This is a genomic window from Streptomyces sp. NPDC001750 (assembly GCF_042892615.1).
Classification (GTDB): domain Bacteria; phylum Actinomycetota; class Actinomycetes; order Streptomycetales; family Streptomycetaceae; genus Streptomyces.
Genome location: NZ_JBIAUE010000002.1, coordinates 38,227 through 63,873 on the forward strand (window position 1 = coordinate 38,227; position 25,647 = coordinate 63,873).

Annotated in this window: 19 protein-coding genes; 3 read left to right on the forward strand and 16 right to left on the reverse strand. The window is 73.3% G+C overall.

Annotation, left to right across the window (positions count from 1 at the left end; all coding sequences use genetic code 11):
• Window positions 1-36: 36 nt before the first annotated feature.
• The 8 genes from ACFYY6_RS03580 to rimP all read right to left on the reverse strand — a co-directional run bounded on the left by ACFYY6_RS03580 (window position 37) and on the right by rimP (window position 11,186).
• Window positions 37-3,822, reverse strand: a complete 3,786-nt coding sequence (locus ACFYY6_RS03580) for a trypsin-like peptidase domain-containing protein (protein WP_389191512.1) — start codon at window positions 3,820-3,822, stop codon at window positions 37-39.
• 208 nt (window positions 3,823-4,030) lie between these two features.
• Entirely contained in the window at window positions 4,031-4,978 is a 948-nt protein-coding gene (gene truB / locus ACFYY6_RS03585; RefSeq protein ID WP_389191515.1) for a tRNA pseudouridine(55) synthase TruB, read from the reverse strand.
• Window positions 4,975-5,427, reverse strand: a complete 453-nt coding sequence (gene rbfA, locus ACFYY6_RS03590) for a 30S ribosome-binding factor RbfA (protein WP_351520436.1) — start codon at window positions 5,425-5,427, stop codon at window positions 4,975-4,977. The genes truB and rbfA overlap by 4 nt, the downstream gene beginning before the upstream one ends.
• An 83-nt stretch (window positions 5,428-5,510) precedes the next feature.
• Window positions 5,511-5,807, reverse strand: a complete 297-nt coding sequence (locus ACFYY6_RS03595; RefSeq protein WP_073791457.1) for a DUF503 domain-containing protein — start codon at window positions 5,805-5,807, stop codon at window positions 5,511-5,513.
• Between the two features lie 170 nt (window positions 5,808-5,977).
• Complete coding sequence (gene infB / locus ACFYY6_RS03600; protein WP_351520437.1) at window positions 5,978-9,016, reverse strand: translation initiation factor IF-2; 3,039 nt, start codon at window positions 9,014-9,016, stop codon at window positions 5,978-5,980.
• A gap of 148 nt (window positions 9,017-9,164) precedes the next feature.
• Entirely contained in the window at window positions 9,165-9,443 is a 279-nt protein-coding gene (locus tag ACFYY6_RS03605) for a YlxR family protein (protein WP_199883403.1), read from the reverse strand.
• Between the two features lie 202 nt (window positions 9,444-9,645).
• Window positions 9,646-10,686 (reverse strand): transcription termination factor NusA, encoded by a 1,041-nt coding sequence (gene nusA, locus ACFYY6_RS03610; RefSeq protein ID WP_351520439.1) that lies wholly within the window; start codon window positions 10,684-10,686, stop codon window positions 9,646-9,648.
• 2 nt (window positions 10,687-10,688) lie between these two features.
• The gene (gene rimP / locus ACFYY6_RS03615; protein ID WP_351520440.1) at window positions 10,689-11,186 is read right to left on the reverse strand and encodes a ribosome maturation factor RimP; all 498 of its coding nucleotides are present in this window, start codon (window positions 11,184-11,186) and stop codon (window positions 10,689-10,691) included.
• A 176-nt stretch (window positions 11,187-11,362) separates the two neighbouring features.
• Here rimP and ACFYY6_RS03620 point away from each other — a divergent pair, with 176 nt between their 5' ends.
• Genes ACFYY6_RS03620 through ACFYY6_RS03630 form a run of 3 tightly spaced genes read left to right on the forward strand, consistent with a single transcriptional unit; the run spans window position 11,363 to window position 13,339 of the window.
• Window positions 11,363-11,887 (forward strand): hypothetical protein, encoded by a 525-nt coding sequence (locus tag ACFYY6_RS03620; RefSeq protein WP_351632099.1) that lies wholly within the window; start codon window positions 11,363-11,365, stop codon window positions 11,885-11,887.
• Complete coding sequence (locus tag ACFYY6_RS03625) at window positions 11,884-12,411, forward strand: ferritin-like domain-containing protein (RefSeq protein ID WP_389191518.1); 528 nt, start codon at window positions 11,884-11,886, stop codon at window positions 12,409-12,411. Before ACFYY6_RS03620 ends, ACFYY6_RS03625 begins: the two co-directional genes overlap by 4 nt.
• 28 nt (window positions 12,412-12,439) lie before the next feature.
• Window positions 12,440-13,339: an aminoglycoside phosphotransferase family protein gene (locus ACFYY6_RS03630; RefSeq protein ID WP_351520444.1), complete on the forward strand. Its 900-nt coding sequence runs from the start codon at window positions 12,440-12,442 to the stop codon at window positions 13,337-13,339.
• A gap of 159 nt (window positions 13,340-13,498) precedes the next feature.
• Here the strand turns inward: ACFYY6_RS03630 and ACFYY6_RS03635 are convergent, their stop codons facing one another.
• The 8 genes from ACFYY6_RS03635 to ACFYY6_RS03670 form a co-directional block, all read right to left on the reverse strand.
• On the reverse strand, window positions 13,499-15,199 hold the full coding sequence (locus tag ACFYY6_RS03635; protein ID WP_360104182.1) for a proline--tRNA ligase: 1,701 nt from the start codon (window positions 15,197-15,199) through the stop codon (window positions 13,499-13,501).
• A 172-nt stretch (window positions 15,200-15,371) separates the two neighbouring features.
• Complete coding sequence (locus ACFYY6_RS03640) at window positions 15,372-15,941, reverse strand: GNAT family N-acetyltransferase (protein ID WP_351526038.1); 570 nt, start codon at window positions 15,939-15,941, stop codon at window positions 15,372-15,374.
• A gap of 92 nt (window positions 15,942-16,033) precedes the next feature.
• On the reverse strand, window positions 16,034-16,879 hold the full coding sequence (locus tag ACFYY6_RS03645) for a GNAT family N-acetyltransferase (protein WP_351526040.1): 846 nt from the start codon (window positions 16,877-16,879) through the stop codon (window positions 16,034-16,036).
• Window positions 16,880-17,111: 232 nt separating this feature from the next.
• Complete coding sequence (gene ispG, locus ACFYY6_RS03650; protein WP_351525512.1) at window positions 17,112-18,266, reverse strand: flavodoxin-dependent (E)-4-hydroxy-3-methylbut-2-enyl-diphosphate synthase; 1,155 nt, start codon at window positions 18,264-18,266, stop codon at window positions 17,112-17,114.
• 202 nt (window positions 18,267-18,468) lie between these two features.
• Window positions 18,469-19,779, reverse strand: coding sequence for a site-2 protease family protein (locus ACFYY6_RS03655; protein ID WP_351525511.1), 1,311 nt, complete (start codon window positions 19,777-19,779; stop codon window positions 18,469-18,471).
• Window positions 19,776-21,029 (reverse strand): 1-deoxy-D-xylulose-5-phosphate reductoisomerase, encoded by a 1,254-nt coding sequence (dxr, locus tag ACFYY6_RS03660; RefSeq protein ID WP_351525510.1) that lies wholly within the window; start codon window positions 21,027-21,029, stop codon window positions 19,776-19,778. The genes ACFYY6_RS03655 and dxr overlap by 4 nt, the downstream gene beginning before the upstream one ends.
• Window positions 21,030-21,164: 135 nt before the next feature.
• A complete protein-coding gene (locus tag ACFYY6_RS03665; protein WP_386608661.1) occupies window positions 21,165-23,111 on the reverse strand; it encodes an acyl-CoA dehydrogenase family protein in 1,947 nt (648 codons plus the stop codon).
• A 466-nt stretch (window positions 23,112-23,577) separates the two neighbouring features.
• Window positions 23,578-25,023, reverse strand: a complete 1,446-nt coding sequence (locus tag ACFYY6_RS03670) for an aldehyde dehydrogenase family protein (protein ID WP_351525508.1) — start codon at window positions 25,021-25,023, stop codon at window positions 23,578-23,580.
• Window positions 25,024-25,647 lie beyond the last annotated feature (624 nt).

Here is a 25,647-nt window from a genome sequence, read left to right on the forward strand (position 1 = left end):
GCTCCTCGCCCGAACCCGTGTACATGAAATTGCTTTTTACGCAGGTCTAAGACTGCCATGCTCACGCCCCGCGGCTCGCATCGGCATCGGTTTCGGGCCTCCCGACGCCGCCACCGCCCGCCGTGCGTCCGGGCCGAGGAGGGCCCGCCATTCCTGCGGGGCGTCGTCCGCCCACCCGGCGACCAGGGCGGCGAAACCGGGCGCATCCCGCATCGTTCCGGCCAGCAGGCGGTCGAACCGGCAGGCGCCCTCGGGGGTGCGGACCAGCAGCGTCCCCGCGCGGTGGACCAGGGCACGGGTGCGAGCCGGGGCACGCTCGCCGCAGCCCGTCGCGGCCGCCCGCAGCAGGGCCTCCAGCACGCGGGGGTCGCGGTGCGCGCCCTCCTCGAAGTCGAGCAGGACCTCCAGCAGCTCGCCCCGGAGCCGCCCGGAGTCCGGGCCTCCCGGTGCGGCGAGCACCCCGGCGAGGGAGGCGCGCACCGCGGGCGGCACAGGACGGTCCCGCAGCAGTCCGGTCACCAGGGGCCGCAGCAGGGCGCGGGCAGCCGGGCCGTGCTCCAGCCTCCGGTCGAGGTAGGCGGCGGGGTGGACGGTGTCGGCGGGGTGGCCGTCGATGTACGCCCGGACGAGTCCGGCGGCGTGCAGGGCCAGCGCGGGGGCGTCGGTCCCGGCGAGCGCGCGCAGCGTCCGCGCCGCTCCCTCGCCGGGTCGGGTGAGCCGTTCCCGCAGTGCCGCGAGCACCTGTTCCGGGTGGGTGGGCAGCGCGGCGACGAGGGCCTCGACGGGCAGCGGCGGCGCGCCCCCGACGAAGGCCCGCAGCGCCTGCGCGAGGACCCGGTCCCGGGTTCCCGGGTCCTGGACGAGGAGGGTGAGCGCGGCCCCGCGCGCGGCGTCGTCGTCGGGGCGGGCCAGGAGGGCGTCGGCGGCCCCGCGCAGCAGCTCGCGGTCGTCGTCGAGGACCACGTGCGGGGCGGTGAGCAGGGCGTACGAGGCGGCGGCGGCCCGGCGTCCGGGGTGTTCCTCGTCACGCGCCCAGCGGTCCACGGCCCGGCACAGCGCCGACGGCTCCTCCTCGGCCAGCACGGCCAGCAGTTCCCCGGCCCTGGGGTGGCCGCTCGCGACCAGGGCGTCGGCCAGGTCGTCGACGGCCAGGTCCCGGTGGGCGTGGAGCAGGGCCTGGGCGACGGCGGCCACGGTCGGGCGCGGGGCGCCGCCGTCCCCGGCGGCCAGCGGGCGCTCGTCGGTGAACCAGGCGCACAGCAGCGGCTGCACGGCCCGCGGCCGGGCGGTGAGGAGGCGTGCGACGGCGTCGAGGTACCCCTCACCATCGGTACCGTCCTCGGGCCCCGGGACGGGGCCGTGGCCGTCGCTGCCCGCGTCGGCCCGGCGCGGCCCGTCGGCGGGGACGAGGCGCCGGAGCAGATCGAGCCGGTCCGGCTCGGGCAGCCTCAGCCGCCGCCAGAACCACGGGCCGAACCCGGCGTACGTCGCGACGGCTCCCGGCCCGCCCGTGACGGCGTGCCGGACGACGAGACCGGCGAGCAGCCGCAGCACGTCCAGATGGGGCAGGGCGTCCGGCACCCGGAGAAGGGTGCGCGAGAGCAGGTGGGCGGCCCACCAGCGGGCGTCTTCGCGGGCGCGGTGCCCGGCCGTCGGCGAGGGCGCGCACGTCAGCCGGTCCAGGGCCTCGACGAGACCGGCCAGGCGGTGCGCCAGCGCGGCGGGGCCCTCCCGGCGTCCCAGGAGCAGCAGCGCCTGGACCACCGGGCCGGTCCGGTGGCGCGGCACGGGCAGGGCCCGGGGCCGGTGCGCCGGGCCGGTCACCGCTGCCGCCTCCGCCGCCGTTTGCGGCGCGGGCGGGCCGACCGGTGCGCCCGCCGCCGTGGAAGCCGCCTCGGATGCGGGGGCGGTGCCGCGCCGGTCCCGCGCCCGGCGCGGCCTCGGGACACGGGGCACGCGCGCCACGACGTCCGCCGTAGGCGGCCCGGCCCCGGCCCCCGGTCCCGGGTCCGGGTCCGGCTGCCCGGGGTGGACCAGTGCGTGCAGGGCCGTGTCCAGGTCCAGATGGGCGCCCTGCACCCAGTCCCCCAGCTCCTCGTGGGCGAAGCGGTAGCCCGCGCCCGCCGGGACGATCAGGCCCTCGGTGAGGACCGCCGACGCCCAGCCGGTGCGCCAGGGGAAGATCTCCTCGAACGTCGCCCCGTCCAGCTCCCCCTGTCCGCGGCCCAGACAGCGCCGCGCCGCCTCGTGGACCTGTCCGGCCACCCGGGCGGCCAGGCGGCGGACCGCGCCGCCCCCGGGCGCCGGGTCCGACAGGGCCGCGACACGGAGCGCCACGCGCAGGCACATCAGGTCCAGGTGGGCCCCGAAGACCTCGTCCGTGTCGGGCCGTCCCCCGGCGTCCGGCGGCAGTGCCTCGCGCACCTCCGCGAACAGGCGCAGCGTGAGCGGGTGCCGGTCGTGGCCGGGTGCCAGCGCCCCCGGCGGAACGGCGTACCGTTCCGCGGCCCGTGCGGCCTGGCTCGCGGTGAGGTCCCCGAGGCGGACGGCGTACGGGGGCCGTCCGGCCCGCCGCGCGGGCCGGTGCAACGCGTCGGGCGGGAGGAGCGCGCCGGCCGTCTCCCAGTGCTCGGGCGTGCAGGCGATCACGAGCCGCACGTCGTTGGCACGCAGCCAGTCCACCGTCCTGGCGGTCCACCGGGCCAGGTCGTGGGCGAGCACGGAGGGCATCTCCTCGGGCCCGTCCAGCAGGACCAGCAGCGGGTTCCCGTTGCCCGAGGCCAGCCGGGCCACGCGTTCGGGAACGGCCGTGGCCATGTCGCCGCGCGCACCGGCGGCGGACACGATCCGTCCGGCCCGCCGCAACGCCCGGCCGATCGCGTCGGCCACCGAGGCGTCGTCGGCCAGCAGATCGGCGCCCCGCAGCCGGACCGTGGGGGCGGGCACCGGCCCGCGGGCCCGGCGGGCGGCGAGCGCGGCCAGTTCGGTGGTACGGCCGGAGCCCGGCGCTCCGACGAGGCCCAGGACCACGGCGGGCCCGGGCTCCGGTGCCGGTGGCCCCGCGGGGAACGTGAAGACGGCGAACTCCGCGGTGATGTGCGGGCGTTCCACCGGATCGGGGCAGCCGGACGGGCCGCCCGCCGCCCCCAGCGAGGTCGCCGTCAGGTGGAGGACTCCCGCGAGGTTCAGGTCGCGCCCGTAGCCGGGCACGCCCGTCGTGTTGCGCCGCAGCAGCTCGCCCAGCGGGCCGTCGGTGCCCGGGCCGCCGAGCGGCACCGCGAGGCCCGCGGCGGGGTGCCCGGCCCGCAGGGCGGTGCCCAGGACTGCGACGACCGCCCCGCTGTCCGGGTCGACGACGGGCCCGCCCCGGGCCGTACCACCCATCCGCAGCGCGTCCGCGCCGTCCGTGCCGAGCGCGAGTTCCAGCGCACCCTCGATCCGGTGGTCGCGCCCGTCGACGGTGGAGGTCACCGGGCAGGTGCCGAGCACCCGTGCCTCGCGCCAGCCGTGGGCGGCGATCGTCACGTACGTCCCCGCCTCGATCCGGCTCCGGGAAGCGATCGGGACCGGTTCGACGCCGAGCACGCGTGGCCCTCCGGTGCGCAGCAGCGCGAGGCCCCGCTCGGGCAGTGCGGTGATGTCCCCGGCCCCCGCGGAGCAGTTGCGGCCGTCCGCTCCGTGCAGGACCAGCCGGGCGGCGCCGGTGATTGTTTCGTGGCTGGTCACGACCGTGCCGCGGTCGTCGGCGACGAAGCCGGCCCCCCGCGGCCGGCCGGCCGGATCGCAGATTCGTACCAGCGTCGTCCGGTCCCCGCTTCCCATGGTCCGACGTTAGGTCGGCCACGACCGGCGCGCGGACCACTCGGGTCGAAAGCGCCCCGGGGCACCCCCAATTCACCCCTCGCGCTTGCTCGTTGGGGTGAATTCGGGGCGTTCGGCGGACCGGAGCCGCCAGGGCACGCGTGGAGCGGACGCGGCGGCCCCGCCCTCCGGGACGGGGCCCGGCACAGCTCGCGGGCCCCTGCCGTCGTCAGGCGAAGACGGCGAGGCTCTTGGCCTTGCCCTTCTGCTCCTCGACGAGGACCAGGAAGCGCCCGTCGGGGCCAAAGACCCCGACCGGCCCCGGCGGGAAGGCGGGCATGTCCAGCCGTACCCCGTTGAGCAGCAGCCTGGCGCGCTTCTCGTCGACGTCCCAGCGGGGGAACGCGGAGGCGGCGGCCTCGGCCACCGGCATCACGGTCAGCCGTTCCTGGTGCTGGTCGAGCGTCCGCGCCGCGTCGAGTCCGTACGGGCCCACGCGGGTCCGCCGCAGCGCGGTCAGGTGCCCGCCGACGCCGAGCGCGGCGCCGAGGTCGCGGGCGATGGCACGGACGTACGTGCCGGAGGAGCAGACGACGGAGACGACCAGGTCGATCACCGGCGTGCCGTCCTCGGCGGTCTCCTCGCGCACGTCGTAGACGCGGAAGGACGAGATCGTCACCGGCCGGGCCGGGATCTCGAATTCCTCGCCGCCGCGCACCCGGGCGTAGGACCGCTTGCCGTCGATCTTGATGGCGCTGACCTTGGACGGCACCTGCATGATCGGACCGGTCAGGGCCGCGACTCCGGCGTCGGTGGCGTCACGGGTCACCCCGGAGGCGTCGGTGGACGAGGTGATCTCGCCCTCCGCGTCGTCGGTGACGGTGTTCTGGCCGAGCCGGATCGTGCCGAGGTACTCCTTCTCGGTCAGCGCGAGATGGCCGAGGAGCTTGGTGGCCCGTTCCACGCCGAGCACGAGGACGCCCGTCGCCATCGGGTCCAGCGTTCCGGCGTGGCCGACGCGCCGGGTCCGGGCGATGCCGCGCATCTTGGCGACGACGTCGTGCGAGGTGAAGCCGGCCGGCTTGTCGACGATGACCAGGCCGTCCTCGGGGCCCGTGCCGCCCCGGCCCGGGGCCGCCTTCCCGCCCCGGCCGGCCGTCTTGTTCTGCGATGTCATTCGGAGGCGGTGTCCTCGTCGTTCGCGCCGTCCGCCTTGCGGTACGGGTCGGCGCCACCGGCGTACGCGGCGCCCGAGGACGCCTCGCGCACCCGCGCGTCCGAGGCACGGGCCCGGTCGAGGAGGTCCTCGATCGTCCTGGCGTTCTCGGGGAGCGCGTCGGCCACGAACGTCAGCGTGGGGGTGAACTTGGTCCCCGCCGCCGCTCCGACCGCCGAGCGCAGCACGCCCTTCGCGCTCTCCAGCCCGGCCGCCGCGCTCGCCCGCTCCTCGTCGTCCCCGTAGACCGTGTAGAAGACCGTGGCCTCCCGCAGGTCACCGGTGACCCGGGTGTCCGTGATGGTCACGTGCGTACCCAGACGGGGGTCCTTGATACCGCGCTGCAGTTTCTGGGCGACCACCTCCTGGATGAGGTCCGCCAGCTTTTTCGCCCGCGCGTTGTCGGCCACTGGTCCGTCTCCTTCTCAGCTTCGGGACAGGCCACCGAGGGGTGGCACGTACCACCCCTCGCCGTCCCTTCCTTCTTACGTGCTCAATCGTCTTGGTCGCTGTGCAGCCGCCGTCGTACGGACAGCAGCTCCACTTCCGGCCGGGCGGCCACCAGCCGCTCGCACCGGTCCAGAACATCTGTGAGGTGTCCGGTGTCCCCGGAGACCGCGGCAAGGCCGATCTCGGCCCTCCGATGGAGATCCTGACCGCCCACCTCCGCCGCGCTCACCGCGTATTTGCGCTGGAGCTCGGCGACGATGGGACGGACGACGGAACGCTTCTCCTTCAACGACCGTACGTCGCCGAGAAGCAGATCGAAGGACAGTGTCCCCACATACATGAATGTCCGGATGTCCCGCCGGTTCGGGTTCGCGCCCTGCCAGCGCTTGGCAGGGACACCAGAACCGTACACGGAACGGTCGGGGCCGATCGACGGAAATACGACCCGTCGACCGGCCCCGACCATTGCGGAGAACTCCGGGAGGCGTCCCCCCGGAGACCCGCCGCGGATCAGCCTCGCGGCTTCTCGCGCATCTCGTACGTCGCGATGATGTCGTCGACCTTGATGTCGTTGAAGTTGCCGAGGTTGATACCGCCCTCGAAGCCTTCGCGGATCTCGGTGACGTCGTCCTTGAAGCGGCGCAGACCGGAGATGGTGAGGTTCTCTGCGATGACCTTGCCATCGCGCAGCAGGCGCGCCTTGGTGTTGCGCTTGACCTCGCCGGACCGGACGAGCACACCGGCGATGTTGCCCAGCTTGGACGAGCGGAAGATCTCGCGGATCTCCGCCGTACCGAGCTCGACCTCTTCGTACTCCGGCTTGAGCATGCCCTTGAGGGCCGCCTCGATCTCCTCGATCGCCTGGTAGATGACCGAGTAGTAGCGGACGTCCACGCCCTCGCGCTCGGCCATCTGCTGCGCACGCCCGGCGGCGCGCACGTTGAAGCCGATCACGATGGCGTCGGAGCCGGTCGCCAGGTCGATGTCCGACTCGGTGACCGCACCCACGCCGCGGTGCAGGACCCGGATGTCGACCTCGTCGCCGACGTCGAGCTGGAGCAGCGAGGACTCCAGAGCCTCCACCGAACCGGACGCGTCGCCCTTGATGATGAGGTTGAGTTCCTGGACCAGACCGGCCTTGAGCGCCTCGTCGAGGTTCTCCAGGGAGAACCGGACGCCCTTGCGGGCGAAGTTGGCGTTGCGCTCGCGGGCGGCACGCTTCTCGGCGATCTGCCGGGCCGTGCGGTCCTCCTCGACCACGAGGAAGTTGTCGCCGGCGCCCGGGACGTTGGTGAGACCGAGCACGAGGACCGGGGTCGAGGGACCCGCCTCCTCGACGTTCTCGCCCTTGTCGTCGAGCATGGCGCGCACGCGGCCGTAGGCGTCGCCGACGACCATCGTGTCGCCGACGCGGAGGGTACCGCGCTGGACGAGGACGGTCGCCACGGCGCCGCGGCCGCGGTCGAGGTGGGCCTCGATCGCGATGCCCTGCGCGTCCTGCTCCGGGTTGGCCCGCAGGTCGAGCGAGGCGTCCGCGGTCAGGACCACGGCCTCCAGGAGCTCGTCGATGTGCAGCCCCTGCTTGGCGGAGATGTCGACGAACATCGTGTCGCCGCCGTACTCCTCGGCCACCAGACCGAACTCGGTGAGCTGGCCGCGCACCTTGGTCGGGTCGGCGCCCTCGACGTCGATCTTGTTGACCGCGACCACGATCGGCACGTCGGCCGCCTTGGCGTGGTTCAGCGCCTCGATCGTCTGGGGCATCACACCGTCGTTCGCCGCGACCACGAGGATCGCGATGTCGGTGGACTTCGCACCACGGGCACGCATGGCGGTGAACGCCTCGTGACCCGGGGTGTCGATGAAGGTGATCCGACGGTCCTCGCCGTTGACCTCGGCGGAGACCTGGTACGCACCGATGTGCTGCGTGATGCCACCAGCCTCGCCCGCGACGACGTTCGTCTTGCGGATCGCGTCCAGCAGTCGGGTCTTTCCGTGGTCGACGTGACCCATGACGGTCACGACCGGCGGGCGCGGGATGAGCTCCTCGTCGCCGCCCTCGTCCTCGCCGAACTCGATGTCGAAGGACTCGAGCAGCTCGCGGTCCTCCTCCTCCGGGCTGACGATCTCGAGGACGTAGTTCATCTCGTCGGCCAGCAGCTTCAGCGTGTCGTCGGAGACCGACTGCGTGGCCGTGACCATCTCGCCGAGGTTCATCATCACGGCGACGAGCGACGCCGGGTTGGCGTTGATCTTCTCCGCGAAGTCGGTGAGGGAGGCACCGCGCGACAGACGGACGGACTGCCCGTTGCCGCGGGGCAGCATGACGCCGCCCACCGACGGGGCCTGCATGGCCTCGTACTCCTGGCGCCTCTGCCGCTTCGACTTGCGGCCACGACGCGCCGGACCGCCGGGACGGCCGAACGCACCCTGCGTGCCACCGCGGCCACCGGGGCCACCGGGACGACCGCCGAAACCGGGACGACCGCCGAAGCCGCCGCCACCGCCACCGGGACGACCGGCACCGCCGCCACCGCCACCGGGACGACCGGCGAAACCGCCGCCACCGCCACCGGGACCGGCCGGACGGCCCGCGAAGCCGGGACGACCGCCACCGCCACCGGGACGACCGCCACCGCCACCGGGGCCACGGCCACCGGGGCCGCCGCCGGGACGCGGGCCCGCGGCGGGACGCTGCGGCATCATGCCCGGGTTCGGACGGTTACCACCGGGGCCGCCGCCCGGACGGGGCGCCTGCGGACGCGGCATGCTGCCCGGGGTGGGACGCGGAGCGCCCTGGCCCTGGGGACGCGGGGCGCCACCGGGGCCGCCCTGCGGGCGCGGGGAAGGACGGTCCTGGCCGCCGGGGCGCGGAGCGCCGCCCGGACGGGGCGCCTGCGGACGGGCCATGCCCGTCGAGCCGCCGGACGTGAAGGGGTTGTTGCCCGGACGGGGACCGGCCGGACGTGCGCCGGGGCGCGGGCCGCCCTGGCCACCGGGACGGGCCGGACGCTCGCCGCCACGGCCGCCGTCGCGCTGGCCGCCGCCGGGACCCGGGCGTGCGCCGGGGCGCGGGCCGGGGGTGGCGCCGGAGGGGCGCGGTGCCTGCTGCTGGGGCGCGGCCGGCTGGGCCGGGGCCGAGAACTCGGCGGCCGGGACCGGGGTCACCGGCGCCGGCTTCGGCGCCGGACGCGGGCCGGGGCGCGGCCCGGGAGAGGGCGCCGAGGGGGTGCTGCTCGCCGGGGCGGCGGGAGCCGGCTTGGGGGCCGGGGCGCCAGGCTTCGGGGCAGCGGGACGTGCCGCGGCGGCCGGAGAGGGCGCCGAGGGCTTGGCAGGCGTCGCCTTGCGGGGCGCGCCAGGCTTGGCAGCGGGCTTGCCGGCGCTGCCGCCGGGCCCCTGCAGTGCGTCAGTCAACCTGCGTACAACCGGCGCCTCGATCGTCGAGGACGCCGAACGGACGAATTCACCGAGTTCCTGGAGCTTGGCCATGACGACCTTGCTCTCCACACCGAACTCCTTGGCGAGTTCGTATACCCGGACCTTAGCCACTTCGCTCCTTTTAGGTCCGGTTACCGCCGGACCGTCGCTACTTCATGGGCGTACTCATCGCGTACTCATCGAGTGCTCATCGCAATCTCGACCTACTTCCAACTCGCGAGGTACCTGACCGCACGGGGTTTTCCGTGCCGTTCACTTCTTACGGTGTCGCCCGCTCGACGAACCCCCGCAGTGCGGTGGTGTCGAACGGCCCCTTGGCCTTGAAGGCCCGGGGGAACGCCCGGCGGCGAACCGCCAGGTCCAGACAGACAGAGACGGGGTGTACGTACGCACCCCGGCCGGGCAGCGTACCGCGAGGATCGGGGACACAGGCGTCCCCGTCCGCGACGATGCGCAGCAGCTCGTGCTTGGCCGCCCGCTCCCGGCATCCCACGCAGGTTCGCTCAGGGCACGCCCGGGCATGCGTCCGGCCAGACACGTCCAAGTCTACCTCCCCACATCGACCTCACCCCTTTGGGGCAAAAATCGAACGCATGTTGTTGTCACAGCGGTACGCCGCCCGGGGATTATTCCCGCGGCCCGTGCGAAATCACCCGGCGCCGGTGCTCCCGTCCCGCCGTCGCCGCCTCCGGACACCGTCCCGCCGTCGGGCCGGACGCCCGCCCGGCCCGACGGGCGGATCAGCCGCGCTCCGACCGCTGACGGGCCCGCTCGGACCGCTCCCGGTCGGCGACGTCGCGCTCGGCGTCCGTCTCCGTGTCCGGGCGGATGTCGATACGCCAGCCGGTGAGGCGGGCGGCGAGGCGGGCGTTCTGCCCCTCCTTGCCGATCGCGAGCGAGAGCTGGTAGTCCGGCACGGTCACCCGGGCGGACCGGGCGCCGAGGTCCACGATCTCGACCTTGCTCACCCGCGCGGGCGACAGGGCGTTGGCGACCATCTCGGCCGGGTCGTCCGACCAGTCGACGATGTCGATCTTCTCGTCGTGGAGTTCGGCCATCACGTTGCGTACCCGGCCGCCCATCGGGCCGATGCAGGCGCCCTTGGCGTTGAGGCCGGAGCGGGTCGAACGGACCGCGATCTTGGTGCGGTGACCGGCCTCGCGGGCGATCGCGCAGATCTCGACGGAGCCGTCGGCGATCTCCGGGACCTCCAGCGCGAAGAGCTTCTTCACCAGATTGGGGTGCGTGCGCGACAGCGTCACGGACGGACCGCGCACACCCTTGACGACCCGGACGACGTAGGTGCGCAGGCGCAGGCCGTGCGGGTACTCCTCGCCCGGCACCTGTTCCTGCACCGGCAGGATGGCCTCCAGCTTGCCGATGTCGACCAGCACGTTCTTCGGGTCCTTGCCCTGCTGGACGACGCCGCTGACGATGTCGCCCTCGTGGCCCGCGTACTCCCCGAACGTCTTGTCGTCCTCCGCGTCGCGCAGGCGCTGCAGAATGACCTGCTTGGCCGTGGACGCGGCGATCCGACCGAACCCGGAGGGGGTGTCGTCGAACTCCTTGGGCTCCTGGCCCGGCTCCAGGTCGGCCGGGTCCTCCGTCGCCCACACCGTCACATGGCCGCGCTCGTCGATCTCCACGCGCGCGCGGCGGTGGCTTCCCTCGGTCCGGTGGTAGGCGATGAGGAGGGCCGACTCGATCGCCTCGACGAGCACGTCGAAGGGGATCTCCTTGTCCTGCGCCAAGCCCTTCAAGAGCTTCACGTCGATGTCCACGGCTACGCCTCCTCTTCCTTCTTGTCCTTGCGGTTGAATTCGATCTCCACGCGTGCCCTGGCGATCTCGTCGAAGGCGATCCGGCGGGAAGTGGGCCTACGGCCCTTGACGCCCGGCACCTCCAGGTCGAGCCCGTCCTCGTCCACGGCGAGGATCCGGGCGACCAGCTCGCCGCCCTCGCGCAGGTGCAGCCTGGCCAAGCGGCCGGTGGCGCGTACGTAGTGGCGGTGCTCCGTCAGCGGGCGGTCGGCACCGGGGGAACTGACTTCGAGGACGTACTCGCCCTCGCCCATCGCGTCGGTCTCGTCGAGCTTCTGGGAGATCACGCGGCTCAGCTCGGCGCAGGCGTCCAGCTCCACGCCCTCTTCGGAGTCCACGACGACCCGCAGCACCCGGCGGCGGCCCGCCCGGCTCACCTCGATCTCCTCGAGGTCCAGTCGCTCGGCGCTGACGAGCGGTTCGAGCAGCCCGCGCAGCCTTTCGCTCTGGGTGGTGCTCATCCGGGTGACTCCTCGGCCGCGTGTGCTGTTGTGGGATCTCGCGTGTCAGGTCAAAGGGTATCCGGTCCCGAGGGGTGTTGCCGTCCTCCCGCCCCCCGACCGCGGGTACGCTCGCCTGCGGTGATCACTTCAGGACAGATCCAGTCACAACAGGGCCAACCCCGAAGGAGAAACAAGTGCGGCGCACGGGGACGACGCGCAGAGGCGCGTTGACCGCGACGGGGGCGATCGCCATGGGCGCGATCCTGAGCGGCTGCGGCGGGAACGGGGAAGGCGAGGGCTCCACCCGGGCCGACGCGCCGACCGCCGCCGAGATCGCCCGGGCCATGCGGACGGAGCGCAGGCTCCGGGCGGGCGCCGCGCGGACCAGTCTGGAACTGCTGGCCCGCTACGAGCACGTGGTCGGCGCCTATCCGGTGATCGCCGCCCGGCTCGCGCCGTTGCGCGACGCCGTGCGGGCCCACACCAGGACACTGGCGCCCGACGGCGGACAGGAGCTCACGTCCACGAGGTCGCGCGCGACCGGTGCCCGGGCCGCCGTCGAGGAACTGGCCGACGCGGAACGCCGCACGGCCGACGCCCACCTGGCGTCGCTCATGGAGGCGCCGCCGGAACTGGCCCGGCTGCTCGCGTCGATCGCGGCGGCCGGCGCGGCCCATGCCTATCTGCTGACCGACCTGGCCAAGGAGACCTCGTCATGAACGACGGGACCGTCATGAGCGCCGCGACGCGCAAGGCCGCCCAGGCGGCGCTGGCCGCCGAGCACGCGGCGGTGTACGGCTACGGCGTGGTCGGCGGGCGCGTCACGGCGGACCGCCGGGCCGAGGCCACCGCGGCCTATCACGCCCACCGGGCCCGCCGGGACGCGCTGGTGCGGTCGCTCCGCGACGTGGGCGCCCAGCCGGTGGCGGCGCGGGCCGCGTACGCTCTGCCCTTCGCGGTGCCGGACGCGGCGGCGGCGGTCCGGCTGGCCGCCGTGCTGGAGGACCGGGTCGCGGACGTGTACTCCGACCTCGTGCGGGCTGCCGAGGGGCCGCTGCGGCGCCAGGCCGCGGACGCGCTGCGCGAGTCGGCCGTGCGCGCGGTCCGCTGGCGGGGCAGCGGCGTACCGTTCCCCGGTCTCGTCGAGCACGCCGCCGACGGGTCCGGTGCGACGGCCGGGGCGGCGAAGAAGGCCGCCGGGGACGGGGCCGGTCCGGGGAACGGCTCCGGCTCCGCGCACTGAAGAGGCTTCGAGAGGGAACAAGACACGTATGGATTTCGAACCGCCGCAGCGGCTGGTGCGAGCGCTCGGCGAGTCGTACGGGGACGCCGCCGACTGGCTGGCGCGGCTTCCGGCACTGACCGAGGAGGCGCTGTCCTCGACCGGGCGGGAGCCGACCGTCGACCGGGTCGTCGCCCCTGGCGGCCGCAGCGGTCTGGTCCTGCTGGTGACGTGTTCCGACGGCACCCCGGCGGCACTGAAGATCGCCCCGCCCGGGGCCGCGCCCGAGCAGGAGCGCGCGGCGCTGGCGCACTGGAACGGCTGGGGCGCGGTACTGCTGCTCGCCGACGGCCCCGGCGCGCTGCTGCTGGAGCGGTTGCATCCCGAGGTGTCGCTGCGCTCGCTGCCGGAGGCGAAGGCGCTGCTGGAGGCGGCGGGCACGGTGCGCCGACTCTGGGTGGAGCCGCCGGCCGGGCACGGCTTCGAGACGGTCGCCGAGCGGACCGCGCGCCAGGCGGGACCGATGCGTGCCGGCGCCTCGGCCGATCCCGGTCTGGAACCGCTGGTCTCCGCGGCGCTCGCGGCGCGCGACGAGCTGCTCGACCACTCCCCCGAACTCCTGCTGCTGCACGGGAACTTCCGGCAGAGCAAGGTCCTGGCGGGCGAGCGCGCGCCCTGGCTGACGGTCGGGCCCGAGCCGCTGGTCGGCGAGCGGGCCTACGATCTCGCGCGCCTGGTGCGCGACCGCGTCGAGGATCTGATCGCCTCGCCCGCAGGTCCGGCGTCGGCGCGGCGCCGGATCGGAAAACTGGCCGACGCGCTGGACGTGGACCGGGAGCGGCTGCGCGGCTGGACGCTGTTCCGCGCGGTGGAGTCGGGCACCCGGGCGCTGGCGGCGGGCCGCCGCCAGGAGGGCGAGCTGACGCTGGAGTTCGCCGGCTGGCTGTAGACCGTGGGGGCCGGGGCGTCCCCGGCGTCCCGGCCGTGGGGATCTCCCGGGTGCGCGACGGCAGCCCCCCGCGCGACGCGCGGGGGGCTGCCGTGTGCCGTGCGGCCCGGAGCCGGGGTCGGACTGCCTTCGAGCGGTCCGAGATCGTCCGGCCGGCTCTCAGTCCTGGGCGGCGAGGCGGGCGATCGCCTCGTCGACCGTGAGTTCCTCGCGCTCTCCGGTCCGGCGGTCCTTGAGCTCCAGGACGCCTTCGGCCGAGCGGCGGCCGGCGACCAGGATCTTCGGGACACCGATCAGCTCGGCGTCGGTGAACTTCACGCCGGGCGAGACCCCTGCCCGGTCGTCGACCATGACCCGCAGACCGGCGGCGGCGAGCCGGTCGGAGACGTCGAGGGCGAGTTCCGTCTGGAGGGCCTTGCCCGCCGCGACGACGTGGACGTCGGCCGGGGCGATCTCGCGCGGCCAGCACAGCCCCTGCTCGTCGGCGGTCTGCTCGGCGAGCGCGGCGACGGCGCGGGAGACGCCGACGCCGTACGAGCCCATGGTGACCCGGACCGGCTTGCCGTTCTGGCCGAGCACGTCGAGCTGGAAGGTGTCCGCGTACTTGCGGCCCAGCTGGAAGATGTGGCCGATCTCGATGGCGCGGTCCAGCTTGAGGCCGGCACCGCACCGGGGGCAGGGGTCGCCCTCCTCGACGACGACCACGTCGAGGTACTCGTCGACCTCGAAGTCGCGGCCGACCACGACGTTCTTCGTGTGGGTGCCCGGCTTGTTGGCGCCGGTGATCCAGGAGGTGCCGGGGGCGACGCGCGGGTCGGCGATGTAGCGGACCTTCTCGAGGCCCTGCGGGCCGACGTATCCGCGCACCAGGTCGGGGCGGCCCTCGAAGTCCTCCGCGGTGACCAGTTCGACGACGGCGGGGGCCAGGTGCTCGCCGAGCTTGCCGAGGTCGACCTCGCGGTCGCCGGGCACGCCCACCGCGACGATCTCGCCGTCGACCTTGACCAGCAGGTTCTTCAGCGTCGCGGAGGCGGGCACGCCCAGGTGCGCGGCGAGCGTCTCGATGGTCGGGGTGTCGGGGGTGTCCAGCTCCTCGGCCGGACCGTGCGCGGAGCCGTCCGCCGGGGCGCCCTCGAAGGTCACGGCCTCGGTGTTTGCGGCGTAGTCGCAGGCGGGGCAGTCGACGAAGGTGTCCTCACCGGCCGGGGCGGGGGCCAGGAACTCCTCGGAGGCGGAGCCGCCCATGGCGCCGGAGACGGCGGAGACGATGCGGTAGTCGAGGCCGAGCCGCTCGAAGATACGGATGTAGGCGCCGCGGTGCAACTGATACGCCTCGGCGAGGCCCTCGTCCGTGGTGTCGAAGGAGTACGAGTCCTTCATCTGGAACTCGCGGCCGCGCAGCACGCCGGCGCGCGGGCGGGCCTCGTCCCGGTACTTGGTCTGGATCTGGTACAGGATCACGGGCAGGTCCTTGTAGGACGTGATCTGATCCTTGACGACCTGGGTGAAGATCTCCTCGTGGGTGGGGCCGAGGAGGTAGTCGGCACCCTTGCGGTCCTTCAGCCGGAACAGCAGGGCGCCGTACTCGTCGTAGCGGCCGCTGGCCTCGTACGACTCCTTGGGGAGCAGCGCCGGGAGCAGGACCTCCTGGCCGCCGATGGCGTCCATCTCCTCGCGCACGACGCGGGTGATGTTGTCCAGGACCTTCTTGCCGAGCGGCAGCCAGGTCCAGATCCCGGCGGCGGTGCGACGAACGTATCCGGCCCGGACGAGCAGCTTGTGGTTGAGCGTCTCGGCGTCCGCCGGGTCGTCGCGCAGTGTCTTGATCATCAATCGGGACATGCGCTGGACCTGGGCCATGATGAACTCCTGCTCGGAAAGGGTGATGAGCAGGAGGTTAGCCGGGCGGCCCGGTCGGGCGGAAATCGATTGGCGCCGCGGCCCGCCCCGCGCACGGCTCCCGGGCCCGTCCCCCGCGCGGCTCCGGCCTCCGCCGCGCGGCTCCCCGCTCCTGCCCCGCGTGCTCCCGGCGCTACCCCTCGCGGCGCAGCGGGAGCGGTGCTCCCATCACCGCGTACGGCTTGGGGGCGCTGGGGAAGTGCACCTGCCGGGCCAGGTCCCGGTAGCCCAGGCTGCGGTACAGACCGCGTGCCGGGCTGTCCGTGTCGATCGCGGAGAGGATGGAGCGGGGCTGGTCGGCGGCGTCCGTGAGGGCGGTGATCAGGGAGCGGCCGATGCCGCGGTTCTGGAACCCGGGCAGGACGTGCAGTTCGGTGATGACGAAGGAGTCGTCCAGCCAGTGCGCGCAGTCGGTGGCGCGGAGGTAGGGCTCGACGACGGTGGACCACCAGTGGGTGCGTTCGTTGGGCATGCCGTAGACGAAACCGACGAGCCGGCCGTCGGGCGTGGTGGCGCCGAGGGCTCGGGCGTGCGGGTGGTCGAGGTGCCGCAGGACGATGTGGCGGCGTACCTCGACCTCCTCCGGACCGAGGCCGAAGGCGACGGCCTGCACGGCGAGCGCCTCGTCCACGCGCGCGGCGAGATCGACCGGGCCGATCCGGACGCTGGGAGTGCGGGGGCCGTCCCCGGGAACTGCTGCCATGGGGCCGACCCTACTGGCCCCGGAGGGACGGGCGGTACGGCCGGGTGCCGGGCCCCGGCGTACGCGTGCCCACGCCGTCGACGGCCGGCCGGTCAGAACAGCACGCTCATGAACGCGCCGGTCTCGCGGAAGCCGACTCGGGCGTACGCCCGGCGGGCGGGGGTGTTGAAGTCGTTCACGTAGAGGCTGACGACGGGGGCGACATCGGCCAGGGCGTAGCGCAGGACCGCCGCCATCCCCGTCTCCGAGAGGCCGCGTCCGCGGTGTTCGGGGGCGACCCAGACGCCCTGGATCTGGCAGGCCTGCGGAGTGGCCGCGCCGATCTCCGCCTTGAAGACGACCTTGCCGTCCTCGATCCGGGCGAACGAGCGGCCGGCGCCGATGAGTTCGGCGACGCGTGCCTGGTAGAGGAGTCCGCCGTCGCCCGCGAGCGGGGAGACGCCGACCTCTTCGGTGAACATCGCCACGCAGGCCGGCATCAGGACGTCCATCTCGTCCTTGCGGATGCGGCGGACCAGGGGGTCGGGGGCGATGTCGGCGGACGGGCTCTCGGTGACCATGAGCGGCTGGTGGGCGCGGACCTCGCGGGCGGGGCCCCAGCCGGGTTCGAGCAGCTGCCACAGCCGTGCGGTGGGTTCGGCGGGGCCGACGATCGAGGAGCAGCGGCGGCCGGCCCGTCGGGCGCGGTCGGCAAAGGCCCGGACGGCCTCGGGGCCCGCGCAGATCGGTACGAGGTTGGCGCCGGAGTAGCACAGCGAGTGCAGCCGTCCGTCGGCGTACCAGCCCCACATCTCGCCGCCGAGGCGCCAGGGGTCGAGTCCCGCTATCCGGACCCGGGACGTCACGAAGGCGTTGGCGACGGGGTCGCTCTCCAGTACGGCGAGAGCGGCGCCGAGGTCGCTGGGTTCGAGGACCCGGGTGGTCGTCTGCGTCAACACGAGGGGGCCTCACCATGCGGTCTGCTGATTTCCGCACTGTACCCAAAGAGGCTGTGCGGCGCCGCCCCTGAGGGGGACCGGGGCCGCGGGACGGGGCGGGTCCGGTCACGGCGCGGCGCCCCGCCGGACGGATGTCCGTCCGGCGGGGCGCCGTGGTGCGCGGGGTCCCGGCGGCCGTTCCCGGGTGCTCCCGACGCGGGTGCGTGCGGGTCCCGGCGGCCGTGCCGGGGGCTCAGCCGACGGAGACCTCGGGCTCGCCGGAGGCGATGCCGTCCTTCTCCATCTGCTCGGCGATCTTCATGGCCTCTTCGATCAGGGTCTCGACGATCTTCGACTCGGGGACGGTCTTGATGACCTCGCCCTTCACGAAGATCTGGCCCTTGCCGTTGCCCGAGGCCACGCCCAGGTCGGCCTCGCGGGCCTCGCCGGGACCGTTGACGACGCAGCCCATCACGGCCACGCGCAGCGGGACCTCCATGCCGTCGAGGCCGGCCGTGACCTCCTCGGCGAGCTTGTAGACGTCGACCTGGGCGCGGCCGCAGGACGGGCAGGAGACGATCTCCAGGCGGCGGGGCCTGAGGTTGAGGGACTCCAGGATCTGGTTGCCGACCTTGATCTCCTCGACCGGCGGGGCCGAGAGGGAGACGCGGATGGTGTCGCCGATGCCCTCGGAGAGCAGGGCGCCGAAGGCGACCGCCGACTTGATCGTGCCCTGGAAGGCGGGGCCGGCCTCCGTGACGCCGAGGTGCAGCGGGTAGTCGCACTTCTCGGCGAGCAGGCGGTAGGCGTTCACCATGACCACCGGGTCGTTGTGCTTCACCGAGATCTTGATCTCGCGGAAGTCGTGCTCCTCGAAGAGGGACGCCTCCCACAGCGCGGACTCGACGAGCGCCTCGGGGGTCGCCTTGCCGTACTTCTGGAGCAGACGGCGGTCCAGGGAGCCCGCGTTCACACCGATGCGGATCGGGGTGCCGTGGTCCTTCGCCGCCTTGGCGATCTCCTTGACCTGGTCGTCGAACTTCTTGATGTTGCCCGGGTTCACACGGACCGCGGCACATCCGGCCTCGATGGCCGCGAAGACGTACTTCGGCTGGAAGTGGATGTCCGCGATCACCGGGATCTGCGACTTCCTCGCGATGATCGCGAGCGCGTCCGCGTCGTCCTGCGTCGGGCACGCCACGCGCACGATCTGGCAGCCCGACGCCGTCAGCTCCGCGATCTGCTGCAGCGTCGCGCCCACGTCCGACGTACGGGTCGTGGTCATCGACTGCACCGACACCGGCGCGTCCCCGCCCACCGCGACCGACCCGACCTGGATCTGGCGGCTGACCCTCCGGTCGGCGAGCTTGGTCGGAACGGACGGCATTCCGAGAGAAATCGCAGTCATGCGCTGAGCATCCCCAAGGTGTGGATCGAGGTCCCGAGTTCGGCGGGCTCCGGCCTTCGAGATTACGGCACCGGGAGCGCCCCGGAGCACACTGCACCCTGGAGCGCCGCGTTCCGGTACGGCCCGGACACACGCTGTGTGCCGGGCCGTCACCGTTGGTGCACCGGCCGGTCCTCCGGGGTGCTTCGGCCGGGTCGGCCGGTCAGGTGATCTTGACCGGGTTCACGATGTCGGCGACCAGCACCAGCAGCGTGAAGCAGATGAAGACGCCCGCCACGACGTAGGCGACCGGCATCAGCTTGGCCACGTCGAAGGGGCCGGGGTCGGGCCTCCTGAAGACCCGGGCCACGTTGCGGCGCAGCGCCTCCCAGAGCGCCCCGGCGATGTGACCGCCGTCGAGCGGCAGCAGCGGCAGCATGTTGAAGAGGAACAGCGAGAGGTTGAAACCCGCCAGCAGGAACAGCATCATCGCGACCTGGTTCTGCGCCGGAACGTCCAGCGTCATCACCTCGCCGCCGATCCTGGCCGCGCCCACGACGCCCACCGGCGAGTCGGCCGCCCGTTCGCCGTCGCCGAAGGCGGCGTCCCACAGTCCGGGAATCTTGGACGGGAGGGCGATGATCGAGTCGACGCCGTTCTCGATCATGTCTCCCATGCGGACCACCGAGTCGCCGAAGGAGAGCGGGACGATCTCGGTCTGCGCGGCGAAGCCGAGGTAGCCGGCCTTCACGTACTCGCCGGGGACGACCTCGCCCCGGGAGTCCTTCTTGGCGACCGCGTTCTCCTTGAGCACGGCGTGGAGGGTCTCCTCCTGGCCGTCGCGCTGGACGGTGATGGTGGCCGGGCCGATGGTGTCGCGGATCTTCTCGGAGAGCGTGGCCCAGTCGTCGACCTTCTGGCCGTCGAAGGCGACGATCCGGTCGCCCTTCCGGAGCCCGGCGGCCTGTGCGGGCGAGACGTCGTCGGACTTCTTGCAGGTGTCGCGGTTCTCGCTCTGCGGGATCACGCACTTCTGGACGCCCGCGACCTCGGTGGTCTGGGTCTGGAACCCGAACGTCATGGCCACGCCGAGGAAGATGCCGACGGCGAGGACCAGGTTCATGAACGGTCCGGCGAACATCACGATGACGCGCTTCCACGGCTTGCGCGTGTAGAAGAGCCGCTTCTCGTCGCCGGGTTCGAGTTCCTCGAAGGCGGCGGACCGGGCGTCCTCGATCATGCCGCGCCACGGGGACGTGGAACGGGCCTCCAGCCGGCCGTCCGGTCCCGGCGGGAACATGCCGATCATGCGGATGTAGCCGCCGGCCGGGATCGCCTTGATCCCGTACTCGGTGTCGCCCTTCTTCCGTGACCAGATCGTCGGTCCGAAGCCGACCATGTACTGGGGGACCCGGATCCCGAAGAGCTTCGCGGTCGACAGGTGCCCGAGTTCGTGCCAGGCGATGGAGAACAGCAGGCCGATGACGAAGACGGCGATGCCGAGAATCGTCAACAGGACCGTCGAAATGCTCATGCGCGCGCCTCCGCTGTCGCCTTCGCCGAGAGTTCACGGGCCCGGGCGCGGGCCCAGGTCTCCGCTTCCAGGACGTCTGCGACCGTGAGCGAAGTTCCCGCGGCGGGGGTGCCGTGTTCGGCCACCACCGCCGTGACCGTATCCATGATGCCGGTGAACGGCAGCCTTCCCGACAGGAACGCGTCGACGCACTCCTCGTTCGCGGCGTTGAAGACGGCGGGGGCGGTGGAGCCGAGCGTGCCCACGTGCCGGGCGAGTCCCACGGAGGGGAACGCCTCGTCGTCGAGGGGGAAGAACTCCCAGCTGGACGCCTTGGACCAGTCGAAGGCGGGCGCGGCGTCCGGGATGCGCCGGGGCCAGCCGATGCCGATGGCGATCGGACCCCGCATGTCCGGGGGCGTGGCCTGGGCGAGGGTGGAGCCGTCGGTGAACTCCACCATCGAGTGCACGTACGACTGGGGATGCACCACGACCTCGATCCGGTCGAACGGAATGTCGTAGAGGAGATGCGCCTCGATGACCTCCAGGCCCTTGTTGACGAGGGTGGCGGAGTTGATCGTGATGACCGGTCCCATGGCCCAGGTCGGGTGGGCCAGGGCCTCCTCGCGGGTGACGCCGGCCAGCTCCGCGCGGGTGCGGCCCCGGAAGGGGCCGCCGGACGCGGTGACGACGAGCTTGCGCACGTCGGCACGGGTGCCCGCGCCCAGGGCCTGGAAGAGGGCGGCGTGCTCGGAGTCGACCGGGATGATCTGGCCGGGCTTGGCCAGCTCCTTCACCAGCGGGCCGCCGACGATCAGCGACTCCTTGTTGGCGAGGGCGAGGGTGCGGCCCGCGCCGAGGGCGGCGAGGGTGGGGGCGAGACCGATGGAGCCGGTGATCCCGTTGAGCACGGTGTGGCAGTCGGTGGCGGCGAGTTCGGACGCCGCGTCGGGCCCGGCGAGGATCTCGGGGAGCGGTTCGCCCGCCCCGTACCGTTCGCGCAGCGCCTCGCGGAGGGCCGGTACGGCGTCCGGCGCGGAGACGGCGACGGCACGCACCCGCAGTCGATGCGCCTGCTCGGCGAGAAGGCCGACCCGTCCGCCCGCGGCGGCGAGGCCGGTGACGCGGAAGTGGTCGGGGTTGCGCAGCACCAGGTCGATGGCCTGGGTGCCGACGGAACCGGTGGAGCCGAGGATGACGAGATCCCGGCGGCCTTCCGCGGCATCGAAGACGAGGTGCGGGTCGGCAAGGGGGGCAGGGCTGTCGCTCATGCCCCCCATTGTTGCCGCATCGGCCGGGCCCGTGGACAGGGCGTCCCCCGTGCCCGGCCGGGCGGCCGGTCGGGTGGGCCGCCGAGCCCACTCGGGCGGCTCGGCGGCCCGGTGGCTCGCGGCCCGGCCGCCCGGTCAGCGCACGCGGCGGCGGACGTCCTCCCGGGCACTGGGCCCCGGGGTGGCGTCGGCGATCCACGGGCCGTCGTCGCTCGGGTCGATGACGCCCTCCTCCAGCCAGGTGTAGGCGCCGGACAGGATGCCGTCGACCAGACGCCGGTCCTGGTCGTCGGTGTTGGACCACAGGCGGGTGAAGAGTTCCTCGACCCGGATGCGGGACTGCCGGCAGAAGGTGTCGGCGAGCCGGTACGCCTCGCGGCCGTGGTCGCCGGAGGAACGCAGGTGCTCGGCGCGGACGCAGGCGGCGCTCGTCGCGAAGAGTTCCGCGCCGATGTCCACGATCCGGCCGAGGAAGCCCTGTTTGGTCTCCATCCGGCCCTGCCAGCGCGACATGGCGTAGAAGATGGAGCGCGCGAGCTTGCGTGAGCAGCGTTCGACGTACCGCAGGTGGGAGGAGAGGTCCGGGAGCCCGGGGTGGGTGAACTCCCCGTACGTGCGCGGCAGTTGCCCCGGTCCGGCGACGAGCCGGGGCAGCCAGCGGGCGTAGAAGCCGGCCGCGTTCGCCCCTGCCCTCGCCTTGGCGGCAAGGGGCTTGTCGGGGTCGATGATGTCCCCGGCGACCTTCAGGTGGGCGTCGACGGCCTCCCGGGCGATCAGCAGGTGCATGATCTCGGTGGAGCCCTCGAAGATCCGGTTGATCCGCAGGTCGCGCAGGAGCTGCTCGGCGGGGACGGCGCGTTCGCCGCGGGCGGCGAGGGACGCGGCGGTCTCGAAGCCCCGCCCACCGCGGATCTGGACGAGTTCGTCGGCCATCAGACAGCCCGTCTCGGAGCCGTACAGCTTGGCGAGGGCCGCCTCGATCCGGATGTCGTTGCGGTTCTCGTCGGCCATCTGGGAGGCGAGGTCGACCATCGCCTCCAGGGCGAAGGTGGTCGCGGCGATGTAGGAGATCTTGGCGCCGACGGCCTCGTGCCGGGCGACCGGACGGCCCCACTGTTCGCGCACCGCCGACCACTCGCGGGCGATCGTGAGGCACCATTTCCCGGCGCCGACACACATGGCGGGCAGCGAGAGCCGTCCGGTGTTGAGCGTGGTCAGGGCGATCCTGAGCCCGGCGCCCTCGGGTCCGATGCGGTTCGCGGCCGGGACCCGGACGCGGTGGAAGCGGGTGACACCGTTCTCGATGCCGCGCAGGCCCATGAAGGCGTTGCGGTGCTCGACGGTGATGCCCGGGGAGTCCGCCTCGACGACGAACGCGGTGATGCCGCCCCTGTGGCCGTCGGACTCGGGGACGCGTGCCATCACGACGAGCAGGTCGGCGACGACGCCGTTGGTGGTCCACAGCTTCACGCCGTCGAGGACGTAGTCCTGGCCGTCCGGGACCGCCGAGGTGGCCAGCCGGGCCGGGTCGGAGCCGACGTCCGGTTCGGTGAGCAGGAACGCCGAGATGTCGGTGCTCGCCAGCCGCGGCAGGAACGCGTCCTTCTGCTCCTGGGTGCCGAAGAGCTTCAGCGGCTGCGGTACGCCGATGGACTGGTGGGCGGAGAGCAGCGCGCCGAGCGCCGGGCTGACCGAGCCGACCAGCGTGAGGGCCTTGTTGTAGTAGAGCTGGGTCAGCCCGAGCCCGCCGTACTTCGGTTCGATCTTCATCCCGAGCGCGCCGAGTTCCCTGAGGCCGTTGATGACCTCGTCGGGGATCCGGGCCTCGCGCTCGATGAGGGCGCCGTCGACCTCGGTCTCGCAGAACTCGCGCAGCCGGGCGAGGAACGCCTCGCCGCGCCGGACGTCGTCCGGGGACGGCAGCGGGTGCGGGTGGATCAGGTCGAGCCGGAAACGCCCGAGGAAGAGTTCCTTGGCGAAACTGGGCTTGTGCCAGTCCTGTTCGCGGGCGGCCTCGGCCACCCGGCGCGCCTCGCGCTCGGTGACCGCGGAGGTGTTCTTGGGTGCGGATGGGGCGGACATGAGGAACTCACCTCGCCGCAGCGTGGGGGGTGGGCGGACGCGGCCGGTCCGGGCGGGGGCGGGGATGCCTGCCGTGCCGTACCGAACGGTGCTACGTGTCCTGATCTACCCGATGCGCGGGCCCGCCGCCATTCGCGGCCGCCGATCGGGTCGGCGGCCACCCCGTCGGCCGTTCCCGCGGTGACAGGGCGGCCCGGGAGTGCACGCGGAGCGCGCGTCCGCCTCCCGCCCCGCGCACGCGCGTACGGCCGGGAGGGCGCGGACACGCGAAAGCGGCCGCAGCCCCCGCACAGTGGGCTGCGGCCGCCTCCCTCGCCGCCCGCCCCCCGCTGTCCAGGCGGATGGGAGCGGGCGGTACCGGTGGGCCGGGTGTCGTTCCGGTTCCGGGTTCCGGGACCCAGGGCGTGTTGCGAAAGTCCCGTCTCGCCCGCCCTTGGGGCGGGCGACGCTACTTTCGCAACGCGCCCTAGAGGGCGAGGCCGGTGAGGACCAGCACGCGCTCGTAGGTGTAGTCCTCCATCGCGTAGCGGACGCCCTCGCGGCCGACGCCGGACTGCTTGGCGCCGCCGTACGGCATCTGGTCCGCGCGGTAGGAGGGGACGTCGCCGATGATCACGCCGCCGACCTCCAGGGCGCGGTGGGCGCGGAAGGCGGTCTGCAGGTCGTGCGTGAACACACCGGCCTGGAGGCCGTACTTGGAGGAGTTGACGGCGGCGAACGCCTCGGCCTCGCCGTCCACCTTCTGCACCGAGAGGACCGGTCCGAAGACCTCCTCGTGGGCGAGGGTGACGTCCTGCGGCAGGTCCGCGAGGACCGTCGGCGCGTAGGTGGCGCCGTCCCGCTTGCCACCCGCGAGCAGCTGGGCGCCGCCCTGTACGGCCTCGTCGACCCAGGACTCGACGCGCTTGGCGGCGTCCTCGCTGACCAGCGGGCCGACCTCGGTGGCGGCGTCGGACGGGTCGCCGGTGACCTGGGCCTCGACGGCCGCGACGATCTTCGGGACGAGCCGGTCGTACACCGAGGCGTCCGCGATGACGCGCTGCACCGAGATGCAGGACTGGCCGGCCTGGTAGTTCGAGAAGGTCGCGATGCGGTTCGCGGCCCAGTCCAGGTCCTCCTCGGAGGCGTAGTCGCCGAGGACGACGGCGGCGGCGTTGCCGCCGAGCTCCAGGGTGCAGTGCTTGCGCGGCACCGACTCCAGGATCGAGTAGCCGACCGGGCCGGAACCGGTGAAGGAGATGACGGGCAGGCGCTCGTCCTGGACCAGGTCGGGCATCCGGTCGTTGGGGACGGTCAGCACGGACCACGAACCGGCCGGAAGGTCGGTCTCGGCCAGGATCTCGCCCAGGACCAGCGAGGAGATCGGGGTGGCCGGGGCGGGCTTCAGGATGATCGGGGCGCCGACGGCGATGGCCGGGGCGACCTTGTGGGCGCTCAGGTTCAGCGGGAAGTTGAACGGGGCGATGCCGAGGACCGGGCCGCGCGGGAAGCGACGGGTCAGGCCGAGGCGGCCGGTGCCGCCTGCGTCGGTGTCGAGGCGCTGGGCGTCGCCGCCGTTGAAGCGGCGGGTCTCCTCGGCGGCGAACCGGAACACGGAGACGGCGCGGCCGACCTCGCCGCGGGCCCACTTGATGGGCTTGCCGTTCTCGGCGGAGATCAGCTGGGCGATCTCCTCGGTGCGCTCCACCAGGCGCCGTACGACGTGGTCGAGGGCGGCGGCACGGACGTGGGCCGGGGTCGCGGCGAACTCCTCGCGCACGGCGTGCGCGGCCGCGACGGCCTCCTCGATCTGCGCGTCGGTCGGCACGCCGACGGTGCCGACGAGCCTGCCGTCCCAGGGGTTGGTGACGTCGAAGCTGTCCTCACCGGTGGCCCGGCGGCCGGCGAGCCAGAAGGCGTGGGTGGAAGTCATGGAGGTTCCGGCCCTTCGGAGTCGTGGGGTGTGCTGCACCCCACCGTAGGGCCGAACGCCCGGCCTGGCGTTTGTCCGACGTGGAGCAGTGCGCCCCGGGCTTTCTACGGATTGTCCGATGCGTCGCGTGACCGGGGACACTTCTCGGCGCGACGGGGCGGACGTCGCCGGGAGGGCCGCCGGGCCGTACCTCCGAAGTGCCGCCCCGCCGTGCGACGCCTGGCGCACGCGCTCGCGGCGTTGTCGGACCCGGCCTCGTGCGTCCCGGTACCAGGACGATCCCCCGCCTCCCGAACGCCCGCACCGGACGCCGCACGGCCCGGCCTCCGGCCGGACGACGGCACTTCGACGACACGGTCTGGTGCCGTGACCGGCAAGGTTTGCCCGGAAGGAGCGTCGTCCGGTGCTTCCCCAAGCTCTCAGCCTTGTTCGAGGGAGACCCCATTGATCGCAAGGCGGCCGAAAGCCCTCGGATGGGGTCTCCCCCGCTCGAACGAAGTCGAGAGCTCGGGGAAGGGCTACGTGGGCTCTCGGCCAACGCCGAAGGGGTCCCCCCTGGCCCTTGAGGCCTTGGGGGAGTGCGTGCCGGACCGGTGCGACGGGGCAAACGTTGCCGGGACAGAA

What these genes read in the sequence shown, in the direction of transcription:
- ACFYY6_RS03595 (WP_073791457.1), bottom strand. Translation starts at nt 5,807, where the DNA reads ATGTATGTGGGGACACTGTCCTTCGATCTGCTTCTCGGCGACGTACGG.
- truB (WP_389191515.1), bottom strand. Translation starts at nt 4,978, where the DNA reads ATGACATCGCAGAACAAGACGGCCGGCCGGGGCGGGAAGGCGGCCCCG.
- ACFYY6_RS03630 (WP_351520444.1), top strand. Translation starts at nt 12,440, where the DNA reads ATGGATTTCGAACCGCCGCAGCGGCTGGTGCGAGCGCTCGGCGAGTCG.
- ACFYY6_RS03635 (WP_360104182.1), bottom strand. Translation starts at nt 15,199, where the DNA reads ATGGCCCAGGTCCAGCGCATGTCCCGATTGATGATCAAGACACTGCGC.
- ACFYY6_RS03580 (WP_389191512.1), bottom strand. Translation starts at nt 3,822, where the DNA reads ATGGGAAGCGGGGACCGGACGACGCTGGTACGAATCTGCGATCCGGCC.
- dxr (WP_351525510.1), bottom strand. Translation starts at nt 21,029, where the DNA reads ATGAGCGACAGCCCTGCCCCCCTTGCCGACCCGCACCTCGTCTTCGAT.
- ACFYY6_RS03640 (WP_351526038.1), bottom strand. Translation starts at nt 15,941, where the DNA reads ATGGCAGCAGTTCCCGGGGACGGCCCCCGCACTCCCAGCGTCCGGATC.
- ACFYY6_RS03625 (WP_389191518.1), top strand. Translation starts at nt 11,884, where the DNA reads ATGAACGACGGGACCGTCATGAGCGCCGCGACGCGCAAGGCCGCCCAG.
- ACFYY6_RS03665 (WP_386608661.1), bottom strand. Translation starts at nt 23,111, where the DNA reads ATGTCCGCCCCATCCGCACCCAAGAACACCTCCGCGGTCACCGAGCGC.
- rimP (WP_351520440.1), bottom strand. Translation starts at nt 11,186, where the DNA reads ATGAGCACCACCCAGAGCGAAAGGCTGCGCGGGCTGCTCGAACCGCTC.
- ACFYY6_RS03655 (WP_351525511.1), bottom strand. Translation starts at nt 19,779, where the DNA reads ATGAGCATTTCGACGGTCCTGTTGACGATTCTCGGCATCGCCGTCTTC.
- ACFYY6_RS03670 (WP_351525508.1), bottom strand. Translation starts at nt 25,023, where the DNA reads ATGACTTCCACCCACGCCTTCTGGCTCGCCGGCCGCCGGGCCACCGGT.
- ispG (WP_351525512.1), bottom strand. Translation starts at nt 18,266, where the DNA reads ATGACTGCGATTTCTCTCGGAATGCCGTCCGTTCCGACCAAGCTCGCC.